The organism is Serratia ureilytica (assembly GCF_017309605.1).
GTDB classification, from domain to species: domain Bacteria; phylum Pseudomonadota; class Gammaproteobacteria; order Enterobacterales; family Enterobacteriaceae; genus Serratia; species Serratia ureilytica.
The window spans coordinates 4364157-4385709 of sequence record NZ_CP071320.1 but is presented as its reverse complement, the minus strand read 5'-3'; the positions used below and the strand labels follow the sequence as shown (position 1 = coordinate 4385709).

The following is a 21553-nucleotide window of genomic DNA, read 5'->3' as shown; positions in this document are numbered from 1 at the left end:
GCATGAAACTGTACAACCTTAAGGATCACAACGAGCAGGTCAGCTTCGCGCAGGCGATCAAACAAGGCCTGGGCAAGCAACAGGGGCTGTTCTTCCCGCTGGAGCTGCCGGAGTTCGAACTGACCGAAATCGACCACCTGCTGGAACAGGATTTTGTCACCCGCAGCAGCCGCATTCTGTCGGCCTTTATCGGCGAAGAGGTGCCGGAAGCGGCGCTGAAGAAACGCGTGCAGGCCGCCTTTGAGTTCCCGGCGCCGGTGGCGAAAGTGACCGATGACGTCTCCTGCCTGGAGCTGTTCCACGGCCCGACGCTGGCGTTCAAAGACTTCGGCGGCCGCTTTATGGCGCAGATGCTGGCGGAAGTGGCCGGCGAGCAGCCGGTGACCATTCTGACCGCCACCTCCGGCGACACCGGCGCCGCCGTGGCGCACGCCTTCTACGGCCTGAAAAACGTGCGGGTGGTGATCCTGTATCCGCAGGGCAAAATCAGCCCGCTGCAGGAAAAGCTGTTCTGCACCCTGGGCGGCAACATTCACACCGTGGCGATCGACGGTGACTTCGATGCTTGTCAGGCGCTGGTGAAGCAGGCGTTCGACGATCAGGAATTGAAAGACGCGCTGCACCTGAACTCGGCCAACTCGATTAACATCAGCCGTTTGCTGGCGCAGATTTGCTACTACTTCGAAGCGGTGGCGCAGCTGCCACAGGAAGCGCGCAATCAGCTGGTGATTTCGGTGCCGAGCGGCAACTTCGGCGATCTGACCGCCGGGCTGCTGGCCAAATCGCTGGGCCTGCCAGTGAAGCGCTTCATCGCCGCCACCAACGCCAACGACACCGTGCCGCGCTTCCTGACCAGCGGCCAGTGGCAGCCGCACGCTACGGTCGCGACGCTGTCCAACGCCATGGACGTCAGCCAGCCGAACAACTGGCCGCGCGTGGAAGAGCTGTTCCGTCGCAAGGTCTGGCAGTTGAAGGAGCTGGGTCACGCGGCGGTCAGCGACGAGACCACCAAAGACACGATGCGTGAGCTGGCCGAGCTGGGCTATATCTCCGAACCGCACGCGGCCATCGCCTACCGTGCGCTGCGTGACCAATTGCAGGAAGGGGAGTTCGGCCTGTTCCTCGGCACCGCGCATCCGGCCAAGTTTAAAGAGAGTGTGGAAGCGATACTCGGCCAGGAACTGCCGTTGCCGAAAGCGCTGGCGCTGCGGGCTGAGCTGCCGCTGCTGTCGCACACGCTGCCGGCCAGCTTCGGCGAGCTGCGCAAGTTCCTGATGGGGCTGCCGGCCTGAAGTTCGGCAGGGTAAAATGCGAAAAGCCGTCTTGCGACGGCTTTTTTTATGCCTGCTCCGGGCGTTTGAACACCAGTTCATTGCCTTGCGAGGCGGCTTCGTCGAAGGCGTAGCCTTCCAGGTTGAAGTCCGCCAGCTGCTCGCTGCGCGTCAGGCGGTTTTTGATGATAAAGCGGCTCATCAACCCGCGCGCTTTCTTGGCGTAGAAGCTGATGACCTTGAACTTGCCGTTCTTCTCGTCGAGGAACACCGGTTTGATCAGCGAGCCGTGCAGCTTGGCCGGCTTCACCGCTTTGAAATACTCGTCTGACGCCAGGTTGACCACCACGTCGTCGCCCTGTTGCTCCAGCGCTTCGTTGAGCTTTTTGGTGATCTGATCGCCCCAGAAGCTGTACAGATCTTTGCCCTTCGGGTTTTCCAGCTTGATGCCCATCTCCAGCCGGTACGGCATCATCAGATCGAGCGGGCGCAGTACGCCATACAGGCCGGACAGCATGCGCAGATGCTGCTGGGCGAAGTCGAAATCGGCTTCGTTGAAGTCCTGCGCCTGCAGGCCGGTATATACGTCGCCCTTGAACGCCAGCAGCGCCTGACGGGCGTTGTCCGGGGTAAATGTCGGTTGCCATTCGCTAAAGCGCGCGGCGTTCAGCCCGGCCAGCTTGTCGCTGATGCTCATCAGGCTGGCGATTTGCGCCGGCGTCAGCTCGCGGCAAATGTTGATAAGCTGCTTAGACTTACTCAGCAGTTCGGGCTGCGTGAAGCGTTTTGTCGCCAGCGGGCTGTCGTAATCGAGCGTTTTTGCAGGTGAAATAATAACGAGCATGGCCAGATCCTGTTTATCCAAGTGCGCATACTGTAGCAAAAAGCGCGGGAAAAAGGGGCTATCGGTCCAATAGGCGGGGCGCGCATCGCACGCGCCCCGGAATACTCAGCGCGGCGGCTGCTTGTCGTCCCACACGCCCGGCTCCAGCTGCGATTTCAGCTCCGGGTAACGGTTGGCGTCGAAGGTCGGCAGCTTGCCCAGGCGGCGCTGGCGATGGTAGTCGTCGGCCAGCTTCAGCGCGACCCGCGACAGCAGCAAGATAGCCGTCAGGTTGGTGATCGCCATCAGCGCCATGGAGGTATCCGCCATTTTCCACACCAGCGGCAGCTCCGCCAGCGCGCCGAACATCACCATGCCCAGCGCCACGCAGCGGAAAATCAACAGGCCGCCTGGGTGGTTGTGCTCGAGGAACACCAGGTTGCTCTCGGCATAGGCGTAGTTGGCGATGATCGACGTAAAGGCGAAGAAGAAGATGGCGATGGCGACGAACGGAGTCCCCCAACTGCCGACGGCGGTCGACAGCGCGCGCTGGGTCAGATCGATGCCGCTGATGCTGTCGGTCGGCTGATCGAGAATGCCGGAAGAGAGGATGATCGCCGCGGTGGCGCTGCAGATGACGATGGTGTCGATAAATACCCCGAGCATCTGCACGTAGCCCTGTGAAGCGGGATGCGGCGGATAAGGCGAGGCGGACGCCGCCGCGTTGGGCGCCGATCCCATGCCGGCTTCATTGGAGAACAGGCCGCGCTGCACGCCCTGGGTCATCGCCTGGGAGATACCGTAACCGACGGCGCCGGCCGCGGCTTCCTGCAGGCCGAAGGCGCTTTTGAAGATCAGCGTCAGGATCGCCGGCATGTGCTCGATGTTATGGCCAATCACCCAGAGAGCCAGCAGCAGGTAGGCGCCGGCCATCAGCGGCACCACCAGCTCGGCCACTTTGGCGATGGAGCGGATGCCGCCGAAGATCACCACGCCGCTCAGCAGCACCAGGCCAATACCGACGTGCAGCGGCTGTAAATGGAAGGCGACGGCGGAGGCCTGCGCGATGGAGTTGGCCTGTACGGCGTTGAACACCAGGCCGAAAGCGATGATCAGGAAAATGGAGAACAGCACGCCCATCCAGCGCATGCCGAGTCCCTTTTCCATGTAATAGGCCGGGCCGCCGCGGTAGTTGCCGTTGTCGTCTTTGGTTTTGTAGAGCTGAGCCAGCGAGCTTTCCACAAATGACGTGGCCATGCCGATAAACGCCACCACCCACATCCAGAAGATGGCGCCGGGGCCGCCGGCGGTGAGGGCAATGGCGACGCCGGTCAGGTTGCCGGTGCCGACGCGCGCCGCCAGCGTGGTACACAGCGCCTGGAAAGAGGAGATGCCGGCGCTGTCGCTTTTATTGCTGTTTTTCAACACCGAGAACATGTGGCTAAAGTGGCGGAGCTGGATAAAACGGGTGCGCAGCGTGAAGTAAATGCCGGTGCCGAGCAGCAGATAAATCAGCACCGACCCCCACAAAATGTTGTTTATAAAATTCATCAGGTCCGTCAAGGGATCCCTCCTCCTTATCGAAATGTCATGCGCACCTGGCAGCATCCACCGCAGGTGAGAAATATTGGCCTATTTTTTACAAGAGCTTAGCTGGAATCGGTCCGGCGTCAGGCGATTGAGATTTTTCGCAGATTGGCGGACGAATTGCATCAATTTTTTCGAATTTAACATAATTTATTCGGGCGATAGCACGTTATTGCCTTTCCATCCGCTCGGTAATGGCGAAAGATATCGGCGTAAACGGTTGCTCGCCCAAGGATAAAACAGATGCTTGCGCGCCGCGGTTTTCCAGCCTTGCACCGGGCTTGGCGCATGTTATTATCAGGGCAGGGCATGGTTGAACAATGCCAAAAGTTCATGCACAAACGATGAGATAATGCCAACATGACCGACAAATTAACTTCCCTGCGCCAGCTGACTACAGTGGTTGCAGATACGGGTGATATCGCGGCAATGAAGCTGTATCAACCGCAGGACGCCACAACCAACCCTTCGCTGATCCTCAATGCAGCCCAAATTCCTGAATACCGCAAACTGATTGACGAAGCCATCGCCTGGGCGCGCGGCCAGAGCAGCGATCGCGAGCAGCAGATCGCCGACGCCGCCGACAAGCTGGCGGTCAACATCGGTCTGGAGATCCTCAAACTGGTTCCGGGCCGCATCTCCACCGAGGTTGACGCGCGTCTGTCTTACGACACCGTCGCCAGCGTGGCCAAGGCCAAGCGCCTGATCAAGCTGTACAACGAAGCCGGCATCAGCAACGATCGCATTCTGATCAAACTGGCCTCGACCTGGCAGGGCATCCGCGCGGCGGAGCAGCTGGAGAAAGAAGGCATCAACTGTAACCTGACGCTGCTGTTCTCCTTCGCTCAGGCTCGCGCCTGCGCCGAAGCCGGCGTTTACCTGATTTCGCCGTTCGTCGGCCGTATCCTCGATTGGTACAAAGCCAACGGCGACAAGAAAGAGTTCGCGCCGCACGAAGATCCGGGCGTGATCTCCGTGACCGAGATTTACCAGTACTACAAACAACACGGTTACAACACCGTGGTGATGGGCGCCAGCTTCCGCAACGTCGGCGAAATCATCGAGCTGGCCGGCTGCGACCGCCTGACCATCGCCCCTGCGCTGCTGAAAGAGCTGGCGGAGAGCGAAGGCGCGCTGGAGCGCAAACTGTCTTATACCGGTGAAGTGAAGGCGCGTCCTGCCGCACTGACCGAACCTGAATTCTACTGGCAGCACAACCAGGATCCGATGGCGGTCGAGAAACTGACCGACGGCATCCGCAAGTTCGCCGTAGACCAGGGCAAACTGGAAAAAATGATCGCCGACCTGCTGTAATTCCCGCAGATCGCGCAGTAAAAAGGTGGCTCAGGCCACCTTTTTTTATGCCCGACGCTCCCGCCGGCGGGGGAAGCCCTTATACTCTCGGCAATGACAACAGAACGGGAGACGAACCCGTTCGGACCCCATCAGGCTGTAGAGGTTACGCATGGATATTTTACGTATTGGTTTGGTTTCCGTTTCTGACCGCGCTTCCGGCGGCGTTTACCAGGATAAAGGCATTCCGGCGCTGGAGGAATGGCTGGCCGGCGCGCTGGCGACGCCGTTCAAGCTGGAAACCCGGCTGATCCCCGATGAGCAGACGCAAATTGAACAAACGCTGTGTGAGCTGGTGGACGAAATGGGCTGCCATCTGGTGCTGACCACCGGCGGCACCGGGCCGGCGCGTCGCGACGTCACCCCCGACGCCACGCTGGCGATAGCCGATCGCGTGATGCCCGGTTTCGGCGAGCAAATGCGTCAGATCAGCCTACACTATGTGCCAACGGCAATTCTTTCTCGCCAGGTGGGGGCGATCCGCAAGCAGGCGCTGATCATCAATCTGCCCGGCCAGCCAAAGTCGATCAAGGAAACGCTGGAAGGGGTGAAGGACGAGCAGGGCAATGCGGTGGTGCACGGCATCTTCGCCAGCGTGCCTTATTGCATTCAGCTGCTCGACGGGCCTTATGTCGAAACGCATGCCGCAGTGGTAGCAGCATTTCGGCCAAAGAGCGCGCGTCGCGAGATAAACCTCTAAATTTCAGCAATCTGCGAGATCGGCTTCAGCCCGTTTGGTGTGAAAATAATTTGCCGCTATAGTAAGGATTCTTTTACAGAAAGCCTGCGGCTTTTATTTTTACAGCCTTTACCGACGGTGCCCTATGCCTCACGACACTAATCGCCGGCTGAACCGGCAAGACTACAAAACGCTGACGTTGGCCGCGTTGGGCGGCGCGTTGGAGTTTTACGACTTCATTATCTTCGTATTCTTCGCCGCCGTGGTCGGCGACCTGTTCTTCCCGGCGGACATGCCGGAATGGCTGCGGCTGGTGCAAACCTTCGGCATTTTCGCCGCCGGCTATCTGGCCCGCCCGCTGGGCGGCATCGTGATGGCGCACTTCGGCGATCTGGTCGGCCGCAAAAAGATGTTTACCCTGAGCATTCTGCTGATGGCGTTGCCGACGCTGGCGATGGGCCTGCTGCCGACCTACGCCAGCATCGGCATCGCCGCGCCGCTGTTGCTGCTGCTGATGCGCGTGCTGCAGGGGGCGGCGATCGGCGGTGAGGTGCCGGGCGCCTGGGTCTTCGTCGCCGAACACGTGCCGCGCCGGCGCATCGGTTTCGCCTGCGGCACGCTGACCGCCGGGCTGACGGTGGGCATCCTGCTGGGATCGGTGGTGGCGACGGTGATCAACACCACGCTTAGCCCGCAGAGCATTGCCGGCGGCGGCTGGCGCATTCCATTCCTGCTGGGCGGCATGTTCGGCCTGGTGGCGATGTACCTGCGCCGCTGGCTGCAGGAAACGCCGATCTTCATCGAGATGCAGGCGCGCAAAGCGCTGGCCGAGGAGCTGCCGCTGAAATCGGTGGTGTTCAACCACAAACGGGAAGTGGCGGTGTCGATGCTGCTGACCTGGCTGCTCTCCGCCGGTATCGTGGTGGTGATCCTGATGACCCCGACCTATCTGCAAAAACAGTTCGGCATTGCGCCGGCCCTGACGCTGCAGGCCAACAGCATCGCCACCATCATGCTGATCGCCGGCTGCATCGTCGCCGGTTTGTCGGCCGATCGCTTCGGCGCCAGCAAAACGCTGGTGGTCGGCAGTTTGCTGCTGGCCGGCTGCAGCTGGCTGTTCTATCAGACGGTGGGCGTGCGCCCGGAAATGCTGTTCGCCTGCTATGCGCTGGTGGGTTTCAGCGTAGGCGTGGTGGGGGCCGTGCCGTACGTGATGGTGCGGGCTTTCCCGGCGGAAGTGCGGTTTACCGGCATCTCGTTCTCATATAACGTCTCGTACGCTATTTTTGGCGGTTTAACCCCTATTTTTGTGACGCTGATCATGAAATTAACCCCGTTAGCGCCCGCTTACTATGTGCTGGCGCTGTCGCTTATCGGGCTGCTGCTCGGTGTCTACCTGCATCGCGACCTGAACAGCGAAGCCGGCGAGCGGCGAGCCGGTTCCTACAGCTAAAAAAAGCCCTGCATTGCAGGGCTTTTTCGTCAGGGGCGGGCGATTACGCCGTGACCGGCGATGCCGCGACGCGGGCCGAGGCCGGTTCGCCAATCGGCAGCACGGTGCGGCCGTATTGCTCGTTGAGCACTTCGGCCATCGCCAGGTAGATGGCGCTGGCGCCGCAGATGATGCCCTCATAACCGGCGAAGGTCAGCAGCGCGTGGTTGCCGGTGATGTTGCCGACGGCCAGCAGGGCGAACAGCAGCGTCAGGCTGGCGAACACGAACTGCAGCACGCGGTTGGCGCCCAGGGTGCCGAAGAACATGAACAGGGTGAAGACGCCCCACAGCGCCAGATAGATGCCCAGCACGTGCGCCTCGGTGGCTTCCGCCAGGCCCAAACGCGGCAGCAGCAGCAGGCCGACCAGGCTCAGCCAGAAGCTGCCGTAGGCTGTGAATGCGGTCATGCCGAAGGTGTTGCCCTTCTTGTACTCCAGCAGGCCGGCCAGGATCTGGGCCAGGCCACCGAAGAAAATCCCCATGCTGATGATGGCGGAGTTCAGTGGGAAAAAGCCCGCGTTGTGCAGGTTCAGCAAGACGGTGGTCATCCCGAAGCCCATCAGGCCGAGAGGGCCGGGATTCGCCAACTTGTTGGTGTGCATAAGTCCTCTGCGATAACAGAAAATTAACGGAAACAGCGAAGTAAAATCATAAATGGTCTGAATGGCCAAAAAATCGAAGTTTTCCATCAGAGCGCGCGCATCATAATGATCCCCGCAGCCGGAAACAATGATCTGAATGACGATAAAAAAAGAAATTTTTTTTGCCTTGCCCCTTGATGCCGAGCTGGATGGCCCCATCTTATTTGCAACCGCAGCTGCTAACCGCGGGTCGCACTGAGATATCGGGCAGTTGAAAAGCAAAAAATCGCCCGCATATAGGTTAGCAACCTGACTGACTTATGAATTTTTTAGTGGAGACGTTTAGATGGGCAAAATTATTGGTATCGACCTGGGTACTACCAACTCTTGCGTAGCAATTATGGATGGTGCCAAGGCACGCGTGCTGGAAAACGCCGAGGGCGACCGCACCACTCCTTCTATTATCGCATATACCCAGGACGGTGAAACTCTGGTTGGCCAGCCGGCTAAGCGTCAGGCAGTGACCAACCCTGAAAACACCCTGTTCGCCATCAAGCGCCTGATCGGCCGCCGCTTCCAGGATGAAGAAGCGCAGCGCGACAAAGCGATCATGCCTTACAAAATCATCGAAGCCGACAACGGCGACGCCTGGCTGGAAGTGAAAGGCCAGAAAATGGCTCCGCCGCAGATCTCTGCGGAAGTGCTGAAGAAAATGAAGAAAACGGCGGAAGATTACCTGGGCGAACCGGTAACTGAAGCGGTTATCACCGTACCGGCTTACTTCAACGACGCCCAGCGTCAGGCGACTAAAGACGCCGGCCGCATCGCGGGTCTGGAAGTCAAGCGCATCATCAACGAACCGACCGCGGCGGCCCTGGCCTACGGCCTGGACAAAGAAGTCGGCAACCGCACCATCGCGGTTTATGACCTGGGCGGCGGTACTTTCGATATCTCCATCATCGAAATCGACGACGTTGACGGCGAAAAAACCTTCGAAGTGCTGGCGACCAACGGTGACACCCACCTGGGCGGCGAAGACTTCGACAGCCGTCTGATCAACTACCTGGTGGAAGAGTTCAAGAAAGATCAGGGCATCGATCTGCGCAACGATCCGCTGGCGATGCAGCGTCTGAAAGAAGCCGCCGAGAAAGCGAAGATTGAACTGTCTTCCGCTCAGCAGACCGACGTTAACCTGCCGTACATCACGGCAGACGCGACCGGTCCAAAACACATGAACATCAAAGTGACTCGCGCCAAACTCGAGTCGCTGGTTGAAGATTTGGTGGCGCGCTCCATCGAGCCGCTGAAAGTGGCGCTGAAAGACGCAGGCCTGTCGGTTTCCGACATCCAGGACGTGATCCTGGTGGGTGGCCAGACCCGTATGCCAATGGTGCAGAAGAAAGTCGCAGACTTCTTCGGCAAAGAGCCGCGTAAAGACGTGAACCCGGACGAAGCGGTTGCCGTGGGCGCTGCGGTACAGGGCGGCGTGTTGGCCGGTGATGTGAAAGACGTTCTGCTGCTGGACGTTACCCCGCTGTCGCTGGGTATCGAAACCATGGGCAGCGTGATGACGCCGCTGATCACCAAAAACACCACGATCCCGACCAAGCACAGCCAGGTGTTCTCTACTGCGGAAGACAACCAGTCTGCGGTCACCATCCACGTGCTGCAGGGTGAGCGTAAGCGCGCCAGCGATAACAAATCTCTGGGCCAGTTCAACCTGGACGGCATCCAGGCGGCACCGCGCGGCATGGCGCAGATCGAAGTCACCTTCGACATCGATGCCGACGGCATTCTGCACGTGTCTGCCAAAGACAAGAACACCGGTCGTGAGCAGAAGATCACCATCAAGGCGTCTTCTGGCCTGAACGAGGACGAAATCCAGAAAATGGTGCGCGACGCCGAGCTGAACGCTGAAGCTGACCGCAAGTTCGAAGAGCTGGTACAGACTCGCAACCAGGCGGATCACCTGATCCACGGCACGCGCAAACAGCTGGAAGAAGCGGGCGACAAACTGCCGGCGGAAGACAAAACGGCGATCGAAGCGGCGCTGAAAGATCTGGAAGCGGCGGTGAAAGGCGAAGACAAAGCCGAGATCGAAGCGAAGACCCAGGCGTTGGTGCAGGTTTCCGGCAAGCTGCTGGAAATGGCTCAGGCGCAGCAGGCTCAGCAGGGTGCTGACGCCGGCGCGGACAACGCGGCGCAGAAAGAAGACGACGTGGTTGACGCCGAGTTCGAAGAAGTTAAAGACAAAAAATAATCGCCCTTAAGCGGGCACGGGGCGGCCGAGATGCCGCTCCCGGAAACCAGCACGGGCGTCGAGGCAACTCTGCGCCCGTGCACGCATGTTAAGGGTAAGCGAAAGAATGGCGAAGAAAGACTATTACGAGATTCTCGGCGTCAGCAAGACGGCGGATGAACGTGAGATCAAAAAGGCGTACAAACGCCTGGCGATGAAATACCATCCTGACCGCAACCAGGAGCAAGACGCCGAAACCAAGTTTAAAGAAGTTAAAGAAGCTTACGAAGTCCTGACCGACGACCAGAAACGCGCGGCTTACGATCAGTACGGGCACGCGGCCTTTGAACAGGGCGGCATGGGCGGCGGCGGCTTTGGCGGCGGCGCCGACTTCAGCGATATCTTTGGCGACGTGTTTGGCGACATCTTTGGCGGAGGCCGCCGTCAGCGCGCCAGCCGCGGTTCCGATCTGCGCTATAACATGGAGCTGACCCTCGAGGAAGCGGTACGTGGCGTCACCAAAGAGATCCGCATCCCGACGCTGGAAGAGTGCGACGTCTGCCACGGCAGCGGCGCCAAGCCGGGCAGTTCGCCGGTCACCTGCCCAACCTGTCATGGTCAGGGCCAGGTGCAGATGCGTCAGGGCTTCTTCACCGTGCAGCAGGCGTGTCCGCATTGCCATGGCCGCGGTCAGATCATCAAAGATCCGTGCAACAAATGCCATGGCCACGGCCGGGTAGAAAAATCCAAAACGCTGTCGGTGAAAATTCCGGCCGGCGTGGATACCGGCGATCGCATCCGCCTGGCGGGTGAAGGCGAAGCCGGCGAGCACGGCGCACCGGCGGGCGATCTGTACGTTCAGGTGCAGGTGAAGGCGCACCCGATCTTCGAGCGTGAAGGCAACAACCTGTACTGCGAAGTGCCGATCAACTTTGCCATGGCGGCGCTGGGTGGCGAGATTGAAGTGCCGACGCTGGATGGCCGGGTGAAACTGAAGGTGCCTTCGGAGACCCAAACCGGCAAGCTGTTCCGCATGCGCGGCAAGGGCGTGAAATCGGTGCGCGGCGGCAGCCAGGGCGACCTGCTGTGTCGCGTGGTGGTGGAAACCCCGGTCAATCTGAACGACAAGCAGAAGCAGCTGTTGCGTGAGCTGGAAGAGAGCCTTGGCGGCCCGTCCGGCGACAAGAACAGCCCGCGTTCGAAGAGCTTCTTCGACGGGGTGAAAAAGTTCTTTGACGATCTGACTCGCTAACCTTCTGTTTCTGTTAGCTTATGCGCGAACCCCGGGCTTCTGTCCCGGGGTTTTTATTTGCGCGCCAAACCGCTAATCCCTTATATAAATGTGACTTATTCGTGCTTTTAATCGGTTTTTTCGAGCTGTTTAGCATTTATAAACTTATTTTTTCGAATTAAAACGCCCTCTATACTCACTTCATGACTGTGCTTCGCAGGGCGCTACGCCTTGCTCAGATTTGGAGAGACGTATTGTGACCAACATCATTCGTCAATTTTTACGTCAGGAAGCCGCGGGCGGCATCATCCTGATCGCGGCGGCGATCGTCGCCCTGATCATGGCCAACAGCCCGGCGCAGGGGATCTACCAGGCATTCCTTAACCTGCCGGTGATGGTGAAGGTAGCTTCGCTGGAGATCGCCAAGCCGCTGCTGCTGTGGATCAACGACGGGCTGATGGCCATCTTCTTCCTGGTGGTGGGGCTCGAGGTCAAGCGCGAGCTGATGCAAGGCTCACTGTCCGGGCGTGACAAGGCGGTGTTTCCGGCGATCGCCGCACTGGGCGGCATGCTGGCGCCGGCGCTGATTTACCTGTTGTTCAACGGCGCGGATGAAGTTACCCGCCAGGGTTGGGCGATCCCGGCCGCGACCGATATCGCCTTCGCGCTGGGCGTGATGGCGTTGCTGGGCAACCGCGTGCCGACCAGCCTGAAAGTGTTCCTGTTGGCGCTGGCGATCATCGACGACCTGGGCGTGATCATCATCATCGCGCTGTTCTACACCCACGAAGTGTCGATGATCGCGCTGGGGGTGGCGGCCGCGGCGACGGTGCTGCTGGCGGTGATGAACTGGCGCGGCGTGGGCAAAACTTCGCTGTATATGATGGTCGGCCTGGTGTTGTGGGTGGCGATCCTCAAGTCCGGGGTGCACGCGACGCTGGCCGGGGTGATCGTCGGCTTTATGATCCCGCTGAACGTGAAGAAGGGGCCATCGCCGTCGGAGACGTTGGAGCATGAGCTGCACCCGTGGGTGGCGTTCATGATCCTGCCGCTGTTCGCTTTCGCCAACGCCGGGGTCTCTCTGCAGGGCGTATCGCTGGAGGGAATGACCTCGCTGCTGCCGGTTGGGATTGCGGCCGGTCTGTTTATCGGCAAGCCGCTGGGGATTTTCCTCTTCAGCCTGCTGGCGGTGAAAATGGGCATCGCCCGCTTGCCTGAGGGGATCGGCTTCAAACAGGTGTTTGCCGTTTCGGTGCTCTGTGGTATTGGTTTTACCATGTCGATTTTCATCGCCTCGCTGGCGTTCGGCGAGGCCGATGCGGCGCTCAGCACCTATTCCCGTCTGGGGATCCTGTTGGGCTCCACCGCCGCGGCGGTGGCGGGGTACGGATTACTGCGTCTGGCGTTGCCGCGCGTACGTTAATCCTGTCAGTGCCCGGCAGGGGCGCACAATAAAATGGCTGGTCGGAGCTGTGCGGTATAAAATATGTGCAGCTTCGGCCGTTCTTCGTTGGGACTAATGGGGCTATACGTTGTCTGAAGCAGGGAAAGGAAGTTTGTCGCTCGTCACGGCACACCGTTTGCCGCTGCGAAACGTTGTTAAGGAGAGCCGCTCGTGAGGATGTCGCATATCAACTTTAATCACCTTTACTATTTCTGGCAGGTCTGCAAGGCCGGTTCCGTGGTCGGCGCCGCTGAAGCGTTGTTTCTGACGCCGCAGACCATCACCGGCCAGATCAAGGCGCTGGAAGAGCGGTTGGACGGCAAGCTGTTCAAACGCCAGGGGCGCGGGTTGGTGCCTTCGGAGCTGGGGCAGTTGGTGTTCCGCTATGCCGACAAGATGTTCATGCTCAGCCAGGAAATGCTGGATATCGTCAACTACCGCAAAGAGTCGAACCTGCTGTTCGACGTCGGCGTGGCGGATGCGCTGTCGAAGCGGTTGGTCAGCCAGGTATTGGAAACGGCGGTGGTGGTGGACAACGAGCAGATCCACCTGCGTTGTTTTGAATCGACGCACGAGATGCTGCTGGAGCAGCTCAGCCAGCACAAGCTGGATATGATCCTGTCGGATTGCCCGGTGGACTCCAGCCAGCAGGAAGGGCTGTTCTCGCTGAAGCTGGGCGAGTGCGGCATCAGCTTCTTCTGCCGCCAGCCGGCGCCGGAGTTGCCGTTCCCGGCCTGTCTGGAGCAGCGTAAGTTGCTGATCCCCGGCCGCCGCTCGATGCTGGGGCGCAAGCTGCTCAACTGGTTCAATACGCAGGGCATTCAGGTGGAGATCCTGGGCGAGTTCGACGATGCGGCGCTGATGAAGGCCTTCGGCATGTACCACAACGCGATTTTCGTGGCGCCGACGCTGTATGCGCAGGATACCTACAACGATGACAATGTGGTGGAGATTGGGCGCATCGACAGTGTGCAGGAGGAGTATTACATCATCTTTGCCGAGCGCATGATCCAGCATCCGGCGGTGCAACGGGTGTGCAACAAAGACTTCTCGGCGCTGTTTTCCTGCTAGCGGTTTACTGAACGCAGGGCGTAAAAAAACCGGCCTGAGCCGGTTTTTTTATCAAGCAGATAACGAAATGCTTATTGCATTGCGTTGATGCGTGCAGTCAGGTTTGACTTATGACGCGCTGCTTTGTTTTTGTGGATCAGGCCTTTAGCTGCCTGACGGTCCACCAGTGGCTGCATTACCAGGAATGCATTTTGTGCTGCTTCTTTGTCGCCAGCTGCGATAGCTGCGTCTACCTTCTTGATGAAGGTACGCACCATTGAGCGACGGCTTGCGTTATGCTTGCGGCGTTTCTCAGACTGTACGGCGCGTTTCTTAGCTGATTTGATATTAGCCAAGGTCCAACTCCCAAATATATTCTATTGAGGACAATTCAAAGGCCGAGGAATATGCCCTTTTAGCCTTCGTTTGTCAATGGATTTGTGCAAATAAGCGCCGTTTGTACAGGCGGCACTCGCTACGTTGTGATGGCGCAGGATTTTACCAGCTTCGCTCTTGGGAATACAGTGTTTCGCGAGAAAATTCGCCAATGATTTGCCGCGGCGGGCGCAAGCCGTTGGCCGCGGTCGAGAATCGGCCCGGCGGCGCGGGATAAACTGCGGTGAAGCCGTTTCACGCGCAGATTATCTCCGGTATGGTATGTCTATTACATAAAGGCACCAATCGCGGGTTAACCTTACCGGCTGTACAAGGTATAATCCGCCGATTTACACTGTTTTGAGCCAGCTATGGAGCTAATTCGCGGCATTCACAATATCCGGGCGCGCCACCATGGTTGCGTGCTCACCATCGGCAACTTTGACGGCGTACACCGCGGTCATCAGGCGCTGCTGGAGCAGTTGAAGCAACAAGGGCAACGCCTCGGGCTGCCGGTGATGGTCATGATCTTTGAGCCGCAGCCGCTGGAGATGTTCGCCGCAGACAAGGCGCCGGCCCGTTTGACGCGCCTGCGCGACAAGGCCAACTATCTGGCGCAGGCGGGCGTTGATTACCTGCTGTGCGTCAAGTTCGATCCGCGTTTTGCCGCCAACACCGCGCAGGCGTTCGTCGCCGAGCTGCTGGTGGAGAAGCTCGGCGTCAAATTCCTGATGGTGGGGGATGATTTTCGCTTTGGCGCCGGGCGTCAGGGCGATTTTCCGCTATTGCAGCAGGCCGGAAAAGAGTACGGCTTCGACGTGGTCAGCACCCCGACCTTCCGCGAAGGCGACCGGCGCATCAGCAGTACGGCGATCCGCACTGCGCTGAGCGAGGACGATCTGCCGCTGGCGGAGACCCTGTTGGGCCACCCGTACAGCATCTCCGGGCGCGTGGTGCACGGCGATGAGCTGGGCCGCACCATCGGCTTCCCGACCGCCAACCTGCCGCTCAAGCGCCTGGTGGCGCCGGTGAAAGGGGTGTATGCGGTGGAGGTGTACGGCCTGGGGCCGCAGCCGCTGCCGGGCGTGGCCAACATCGGCACGCGCCCGACCGTCGCCGGCGTGCGCCAGCAGCTGGAAGTGCATCTGCTGGATGTCACAATGGATCTTTACGGGCGCCATATTGAGGTGGTGCTCCGCGCAAAATTGCGCAATGAACAACGGTTTGCTTCGCTCGATGCCCTGAAGCAGCAAATCGCCAATGATGTGGTGACGGCCCGGAAGTTCTTCGGGTTAAAAACACTGGTTTAATCGTTTACCCTAAACAATTCGAGCCGCATCGCGGCGGCAACCGCGCGAACCCCGATGAGCTTGCACAGGCAAGTGATTCGGGTGAGAAAGGGCGGCCGACAAAGATGCAGCTTGAAGTGTGACGGGTAAATAGCCGAAAACGGAAACGAGAATCTCATGAGTGACTACAAGAATACCCTGAACTTGCCGGAAACAGGGTTCCCGATGCGCGGCGATCTCGCCAAGCGCGAGCCTGGCATGCTGCAACGTTGGTATGAACAGGATCTGTACGGGATTATTCGTACTGCCAAAAAGGGCAAAAAAACCTTCATTTTGCATGACGGCCCTCCGTATGCGAACGGCAGCATTCACATTGGTCACTCGGTTAACAAGATTCTCAAAGACATTATCATCAAGTCGAAAGGGATGGCCGGCTTCGACTCGCCTTATGTGCCGGGTTGGGATTGCCACGGCCTGCCTATCGAACTGAAGGTTGAGCAGCTGTACGGCAAACCGGGCGAGAAGCTGACGGCGGCCGAGTTCCGTCAGAAGTGCCGCGAATACGCGGCCGAGCAGGTTGAAGGCCAGAAGAAGGACTTCATCCGCCTGGGCGTGCTGGGCGACTGGGATCGTCCATACCTGACCATGGACTTCAAAACCGAAGCCAACATCATCCGCGCGCTGGGCAAGATCATCAGCAACGGCCACCTGCTGAAAGGCGCCAAGCCGGTTCACTGGTGCACCGACTGCGGCTCGTCGCTGGCGGAAGCGGAAGTGGAGTATTACGACAAGACTTCGCCGTCGATCGACGTGTCCTTCCATGCGGCCGACGCGGCTGCCGTGGCGGCCAAGTTCGGCGTGAGCCACTTCAACGGCGCCATTTCGCTGGTTATCTGGACCACCACGCCGTGGACCTTGCCGGCCAACCGCGCGATCTCGCTGCACCCGGACTTCACCTATCAACTGGTGCAGGTTGACGGCCAATGCCTGATCCTGGCGGCCGAACTGGTGGAAAGCGTGATGAAACGCGCCGGCATCACCGAGTGGACGGTGCTGGGCAGCTGCAAAGGCGCCGATCTGGAGCTGCTGCGCTTCAAACACCCGTTCATGGACTTCGACGTGCCGGCAATCCTCGGCGAGCATGTGACCCTGGACGCCGGTACCGGTGCGGTGCACACAGCGCCGGGTCACGGCCCGGACGACTTCGTGATCGGCCAGAAATACGGCCTGGAAGTGGCCAACCCGGTAGGGCCGAACGGCTGCTACCTGACCGGCACCTACCCGCTGCTGGACGGCAAGTTCGTCTTCAAGGCCAACGATCTGATCGTCGATCTGCTGCGCGAGAAAGGCGCGCTGCTGCACGTCGAGAAGTTCCTGCACAGCTATCCGTGCTGCTGGCGCCACAAGACGCCAATCATCTTCCGCGCCACGCCGCAATGGTTCATCAGCATGGATCAGAAAGGCCTGCGTCAGCAGTCTCTGGAAGAGATCAAGGGCGTGCAGTGGATCCCGGATTGGGGCCAAGCGCGCATCGAAATGATGGTGGCCAACCGCCCGGACTGGTGCATCTCGCGTCAGCGCACCTGGGGCGTGCCGATGTCGCTGTTCGTGCACAAAGAGACCGAGCAGCTGCACCCGCGCACCGTTGAGCTGATGGAAGAAGTGGCCAAGCGCGTCGAGCAAGACGGCATTCAGGCCTGGTGGGATCTGGACGCGGCCGACATCCTCGGCGCGGAAGCCGCCGACTACGTGAAAGTGCCGGATACGCTGGACGTGTGGTTCGATTCCGGTTCTACCCACGCCTCCGTTGTCGACGTGCGTCCTGAATTCAACGGCCACGGCGCCGACATGTATCTGGAAGGCTCCGACCAACACCGCGGCTGGTTCATGTCATCGCTGATGATTTCCACCGCGATGAAGGGCAAGGCGCCGTACAAGGAAGTGCTGACCCACGGCTTCACCGTCGACGGCCAGGGCCGCAAGATGTCCAAGTCGATCGGCAACACCGTCAGCCCGCAGGACGTGATGAACAAGCTGGGCGGCGACATTCTGCGTCTGTGGGTGGCGTCGACCGATTACACCGGCGAGATCGCGGTGTCCGACGAGATCCTCAAGCGTTCCGCCGACTCTTACCGCCGCATCCGCAACACCGCGCGCTTCCTGCTGGCCAACCTGAACGGGTTCGAGCCAAGCACCGATTGCGTGGCGCCGGAAGACATGGTGGTGCTGGATCGCTGGGCGGTCGGCCGCGCGCTGGCGGCGCAGCAGGATATCGAGCAGGCTTATGCCAACTACGATTTCCACGAAGTGGTGCAGCGCCTGATGCAGTTCTGTTCGGTCGAGATGGGCTCCTTCTACCTGGATATCATCAAGGATCGTCAGTACACCGCCAAGAGCGACAGCGTCGCCCGCCGCAGCTGCCAGACCGCGCTGTATCACATCGTCGAAGCGCTGGTGCGCTGGATGGCGCCGATCATGTCGTTCACCGCAGACGAGATCTGGGGCTTCATGCCGGGCAAACGCGCGCAGTACGTGTTCACCGAAGAGTGGTATGACGGCCTGTTCGGGCTGGCGGAAGGCGAGCCGATGAACGACGCTTTCTGGGCTGAGCTGCTGAAAGTGCGCGGCGAAGTGAACAAGGTGCTGGAGCAGGCGCGTGCGGACAAACGCCTCGGCGGTTCGCTGGAAGCGGCGGTGACGCTGTATGCCGACAGCGAGTTGGCGGCGCGTCTGAACAGCCTGCAGGATGAGCTGCGCTTTGTGCTGCTGACCTCTGCGGCAAGCGTTGCGCCATTGGCGGAGGCGCCGGCCGACGCGCAGGCCTCCGAGCTGCTGAAAGGGCTGAAGATCGCCTTCAGCACGGCGCCAGGTGAGAAGTGCCCGCGCTGCTGGCATTACACCACCGATATCGGCCTGGTAGCGGAGCATGCAGACATCTGCGGCCGCTGTGTGAGCAACGTCGCCGGTGACGGCGAGAAGCGTAACTTTGCCTGAGAACTTGCGCCTGATGAGTAAACCAATTTGTTCGACCGGCCTGCGTTGGCTGTGGGTTGTAGTGGCGGTGCTGGCGCTGGATTTCGGCAGCAAACAGTGGATCCTCGCTAACTTTACGCTGGGCCAGTCCCAGCCGTTGATCCCGTCGTTCAACCTGTTTTACGCGCGCAACTACGGCGCCGCGTTCAGCTTCCTGGCCGATCACGGTGGTTGGCAACGCTGGTTCTTCGCCGGCATCGCCATCGCCATCGTCGCGGTGCTGCTGGTGATGATGTACCGCAGCGCGGCGCAGCAGAAGCTGAACAACATCGCCTACGCCTTTATCATCGGCGGGGCGTTGGGCAACCTGTTCGATCGCCTGTGGCACGGTTTCGTGGTCGATTTCATCGACTTTTACGTCGGTGACTGGCACTACCCGACCTTCAATCTGGCGGACAGCTTTATCTGCGTGGGCGCGGCGATGATCGTGCTGGAAGGTTTCCTGTCGCCGGCGAACAAAGGCGCAAAGAGCAAAGGTGAGTAATATGACGGCTCAGGTTATCAGTGACAGCGCGGTGCTGGTTCACTTTACGCTGAAACTGGAAGACGGTTCGACCGCCGAATCCACCCGCAGCAGCGGCAAACCGGCGCTGTTCCGCCTGGGTGACGGCAGCCTGTCGGCGCCGCTGGAAGAGCAGCTGCTCGGCCTGCGCGCGGGCGACAAGCGCGCCTTTACCCTGCAGCCGGAAGCGGCGTTCGGCGCGGAGAACCCGGATCTGGTCCAGTTCTTCTCGCGCCGCGACTTCGCGGAAACCGGCGTGCCGGACGTGGGCACCATCATGCTGTTTACCGCGATTGACGGCAGCGAAATGCCGGGCGTGGTGCGCGCGGTGGCGGAAGATTCGATCACCGTCGATTTCAACCATCCGCTGGCGGGCCATCCGGTGACCTTCGACATCGAAGTGCTGGAGATCGATCCGCAGCAGGAGGAGACGCATGCAAATATTGCTGGCTAACCCGCGCGGCTTCTGCGCCGGGGTTGATCGTGCGATCAGCATCGTGGAACGCGCGCTGGAGCTGTATGGCGCGCCGATCTACGTACGGCATGAAGTGGTGCACAACCGCTACGTGGTCGACAGCCTGCGTGAGCGTGGCGCCGTGTTTATCGAAGAGATCGCCGAAGTGCCGGACGGCTCTATCCTGATCTTCTCGGCGCACGGCGTGTCTCAAGCCGTGCGCGCCGAAGCCAAGGCGCGCGATCTGACCATGCTGTTCGACGCCACTTGTCCGCTGGTGACCAAGGTGCATATGGAAGTGGCGCGCGCCAGCCGCCGCGGCACCGAAGCGATTCTGATCGGCCATGCCGGGCACCCGGAGGTGGAAGGCACCATGGGCCAGTACAGCAACCCGCAGGGCGGTATGTACCTGGTCGAATCGCCGGAAGACGTGTGGAAGCTGCAGGTGAAAGACGAAAACAACCTGTGCTTCATGACGCAGACCACGCTGTCGGTTGATGATACCTCGGACGTGATCGATGCGCTGCGTCAGCGCTTCCCGAGCATTATCGGTCCGCGCAAGGATGACATTTGCTACGCCACCACCAACCGTCAGGAAGCGGTGCGTAACCTGGCCGGCGATGCGGACGTGGTGCTGGTGGTGGGGTCGAAGAACTCTTCCAACTCTAACCGTCTGGCCGAACTGGCGCAGCGCGTGGGCAAACCGGCTTATCTGATCGATTCGGCGGCGGATATTCAGGAAAGTTGGCTGAGCGAAGCGCGCAACATCGGCGTCACCGCCGGCGCTTCGGCGCCGGACGTGCTGGTGCAGGAGGTGATCTCTCGCCTGAAAGCGCTGGGCGGTGTCGACGTGCATGAAATCAGCGGGCGTGAAGAGAACATCGTGTTCGAAGTGCCGAAAGAGCTGCGCGTGGACGTCCGGCAGATTGACTGAGGTGCGTGAGCGAATGACAACGGGGAGCTTAGGCTTCCCGTTTTTTTTGGAATGCCAACGGCATTAAAAATAAAATGCTGAGCATATTCAAATTTTCTGCTAACTAAAGCCAAATTTATTCTGAGTATTTGAAATAGCGGTGGCGTCATTAATTATATAGGCTGAATAAAGTCATTAAATAGAATATCATTAGGCTGCAATCTAAATAGGGCCTGGTGTCGTCAACGTGATTACAATAATTACAATAGTGGTCTTGCAGATGTTTCTTATTTTATTCTTGTCGAATCTGTTCTAGGTCGTTTAATCCTTTCTCCTTTAAATAGAGCTTCATATGCTCCAGCAATCGCCGGACTTTTAATGGCTGGATCTCCCGTCGCGGCATAATGGCATAGCAATTAATTTCCGGTAATCGCCAGTCGGGCAATATTTCAATCAGCTCGCCGCTGCGCAACTCTCGCTCGACGTTGGCGAAGAAATTGCGAATGATGCCTTTGCCGGTCAGCGCCAGCTCCTTCATCGCCATGCCGCTGTTGGTGAACAGTCGCCCGGTCATGCGCATGCGGTGCTCGCCGCCGTCGCGATGGATCAGGCGAACAAACTGCGGATTGCCGAGCGGCGTAAAGGTGACCCAGTGATGTTGCGTCAGCGCCTGTGGCGAATCCGGCACCCCGTAGTTCGCCAGGTAGGCCGGGGAGGCGCACAGCACTTCGCGGCAGCGCGCCAGCCGCGTGGAGACGTAGCTGGAGTCAGCCAGCGCGCCGCCGCGTATCGCCAGATCGATGCGTTGCGCGATGAGGTCTATTCTCTCATCGTGGATTTCCAACCGCAGCGTGATGCGCGGGTGTTCGTCGAGGAAGCTCTGCAGCGCCGGCACCAGATAATGGGTGGCGAATTCGGTCGAGGTGGCGACGCGCAGTTCACCGACCAGCTCGCCGCGCAGCGCGGCGATCCGCTGTTGCCCGCGCTCGGCGGCGTGGATCATCAGCAGACAATCTTCATAAAAGCACAATCCGGCTTCGGTCAGGCTCAATGAGCGCGTCGATCGCAACAGTAATTGAATACCCAGATGTTCCTCCAGCTGGCGAATATGCTGGCTGACGGCCGATGTCGTCATGCCCAATTCTTTTGCCGCCATGCTGAATGCGCCACAATCGACCACTTTTGAGAAAATGGCCATGCGTTTTAAAATATTGCTCATAGTTTGTTAAGCACAA

At 59.5% G+C, this 21553-nt stretch carries 18 protein-coding genes; 13 read left to right on the top strand and 5 right to left on the bottom strand.

Translation table 11 applies throughout. The annotated features are described in order from the left end of the window. The first annotated feature begins 2 nt into the window (after nt 1-2). A complete protein-coding gene (gene thrC / locus J0X03_RS20740) occupies nt 3-1292 on the top strand; it encodes a threonine synthase (protein ID WP_046688216.1) in 1290 nt (429 codons plus the stop codon). Between the two features lie 46 nt (nt 1293-1338). Here thrC and yaaA read toward each other — a convergent pair whose 3' ends face one another. Both yaaA and J0X03_RS20730 read right to left on the bottom strand, forming a co-directional pair. After that, nucleotides 1339-2115 (bottom strand): peroxide stress protein YaaA, encoded by a 777-nt coding sequence (yaaA, locus tag J0X03_RS20735; RefSeq protein WP_047575391.1) that lies wholly within the window; start codon nt 2113-2115, stop codon nt 1339-1341. A 105-nt stretch (nt 2116-2220) separates the two neighbouring features. Next, a complete protein-coding gene (locus J0X03_RS20730; protein ID WP_004932985.1) occupies nt 2221-3657 on the bottom strand; it encodes an alanine/glycine:cation symporter family protein in 1437 nt (478 codons plus the stop codon). Nucleotides 3658-4041: 384 nt separating this feature from the next. Here J0X03_RS20730 and tal point away from each other — a divergent pair, with 384 nt between their 5' ends. The 3 genes from tal (at nt 4042) to J0X03_RS20715 (ending at nt 7166) form a co-directional block, all read left to right on the top strand. Next, the gene (gene tal / locus J0X03_RS20725) at nt 4042-4995 is read left to right on the top strand and encodes a transaldolase (RefSeq protein ID WP_004932982.1); all 954 of its coding nucleotides are present in this window, start codon (nt 4042-4044) and stop codon (nt 4993-4995) included. A 151-nt stretch (nt 4996-5146) separates the two neighbouring features. Next, nucleotides 5147-5734, top strand: a complete 588-nt coding sequence (mog, locus tag J0X03_RS20720; protein WP_015376607.1) for a molybdopterin adenylyltransferase — start codon at nt 5147-5149, stop codon at nt 5732-5734. Nucleotides 5735-5858: 124 nt separating this feature from the next. Beyond that, nucleotides 5859-7166, top strand: coding sequence for an MFS transporter (locus J0X03_RS20715; RefSeq protein WP_160203958.1), 1308 nt, complete (start codon nt 5859-5861; stop codon nt 7164-7166). Between the two features lie 43 nt (nt 7167-7209). Here J0X03_RS20715 and satP read toward each other — a convergent pair whose 3' ends face one another. Continuing rightward, on the bottom strand, nt 7210-7809 hold the full coding sequence (gene satP / locus J0X03_RS20710; RefSeq protein ID WP_033644189.1) for an acetate uptake transporter: 600 nt from the start codon (nt 7807-7809) through the stop codon (nt 7210-7212). A 325-nt stretch (nt 7810-8134) separates the two neighbouring features. Between satP and dnaK the strand changes: the two genes are divergently transcribed. The 4 genes from dnaK to nhaR all read left to right on the top strand — a co-directional run bounded on the left by dnaK (nt 8135) and on the right by nhaR (nt 13773). Further along, the gene (dnaK, locus tag J0X03_RS20705; protein WP_033641815.1) at nt 8135-10048 is read left to right on the top strand and encodes a molecular chaperone DnaK; all 1914 of its coding nucleotides are present in this window, start codon (nt 8135-8137) and stop codon (nt 10046-10048) included. A 106-nt stretch (nt 10049-10154) separates the two neighbouring features. Continuing rightward, entirely contained in the window at nt 10155-11279 is a 1125-nt protein-coding gene (dnaJ, locus tag J0X03_RS20700) for a molecular chaperone DnaJ (RefSeq protein WP_004932969.1), read from the top strand. 235 nt (nt 11280-11514) lie between these two features. After that, nucleotides 11515-12681: a Na+/H+ antiporter NhaA gene (nhaA, locus tag J0X03_RS20695; protein WP_089196576.1), complete on the top strand. Its 1167-nt coding sequence runs from the start codon at nt 11515-11517 to the stop codon at nt 12679-12681. Between the two features lie 192 nt (nt 12682-12873). Then, nucleotides 12874-13773 carry a transcriptional activator NhaR gene (nhaR, locus tag J0X03_RS20690; protein ID WP_004932962.1) on the top strand — a complete coding sequence of 300 codons (900 nt, stop codon included), beginning with the start codon at nt 12874-12876 and terminating at the stop codon, nt 13771-13773. A gap of 71 nt (nt 13774-13844) precedes the next feature. On the opposite strand, the gene rpsT is transcribed toward nhaR, so the two are convergent. Beyond that, nucleotides 13845-14108 carry a 30S ribosomal protein S20 gene (gene rpsT / locus J0X03_RS20685; RefSeq protein WP_004932960.1) on the bottom strand — a complete coding sequence of 88 codons (264 nt, stop codon included), beginning with the start codon at nt 14106-14108 and terminating at the stop codon, nt 13845-13847. A gap of 390 nt (nt 14109-14498) precedes the next feature. Between rpsT and ribF the strand changes: the two genes are divergently transcribed. From ribF to ispH, 5 genes are all read left to right on the top strand, one after another. Next, entirely contained in the window at nt 14499-15437 is a 939-nt protein-coding gene (gene ribF, locus J0X03_RS20680; protein WP_033641817.1) for a bifunctional riboflavin kinase/FAD synthetase, read from the top strand. A 156-nt stretch (nt 15438-15593) separates the two neighbouring features. Continuing rightward, nucleotides 15594-18410, top strand: coding sequence for an isoleucine--tRNA ligase (gene ileS, locus J0X03_RS20675; protein WP_033641818.1), 2817 nt, complete (start codon nt 15594-15596; stop codon nt 18408-18410). 13 nt (nt 18411-18423) lie between these two features. Then, on the top strand, nt 18424-18933 hold the full coding sequence (lspA, locus tag J0X03_RS20670) for a signal peptidase II (protein ID WP_025301524.1): 510 nt from the start codon (nt 18424-18426) through the stop codon (nt 18931-18933). Between the two features lies 1 nt (nt 18934). Further along, on the top strand, nt 18935-19405 hold the full coding sequence (gene fkpB, locus J0X03_RS20665) for an FKBP-type peptidyl-prolyl cis-trans isomerase (RefSeq protein ID WP_016929135.1): 471 nt from the start codon (nt 18935-18937) through the stop codon (nt 19403-19405). After that, entirely contained in the window at nt 19386-20339 is a 954-nt protein-coding gene (ispH, locus tag J0X03_RS20660) for a 4-hydroxy-3-methylbut-2-enyl diphosphate reductase (protein ID WP_033641819.1), read from the top strand. Before fkpB ends, ispH begins: the two co-directional genes overlap by 20 nt. A 271-nt stretch (nt 20340-20610) precedes the next feature. Here ispH and J0X03_RS20655 read toward each other — a convergent pair whose 3' ends face one another. After that, nucleotides 20611-21516, bottom strand: a complete 906-nt coding sequence (locus J0X03_RS20655; RefSeq protein ID WP_223525040.1) for a LysR family transcriptional regulator — start codon at nt 21514-21516, stop codon at nt 20611-20613. Nucleotides 21517-21553 lie beyond the last annotated feature (37 nt).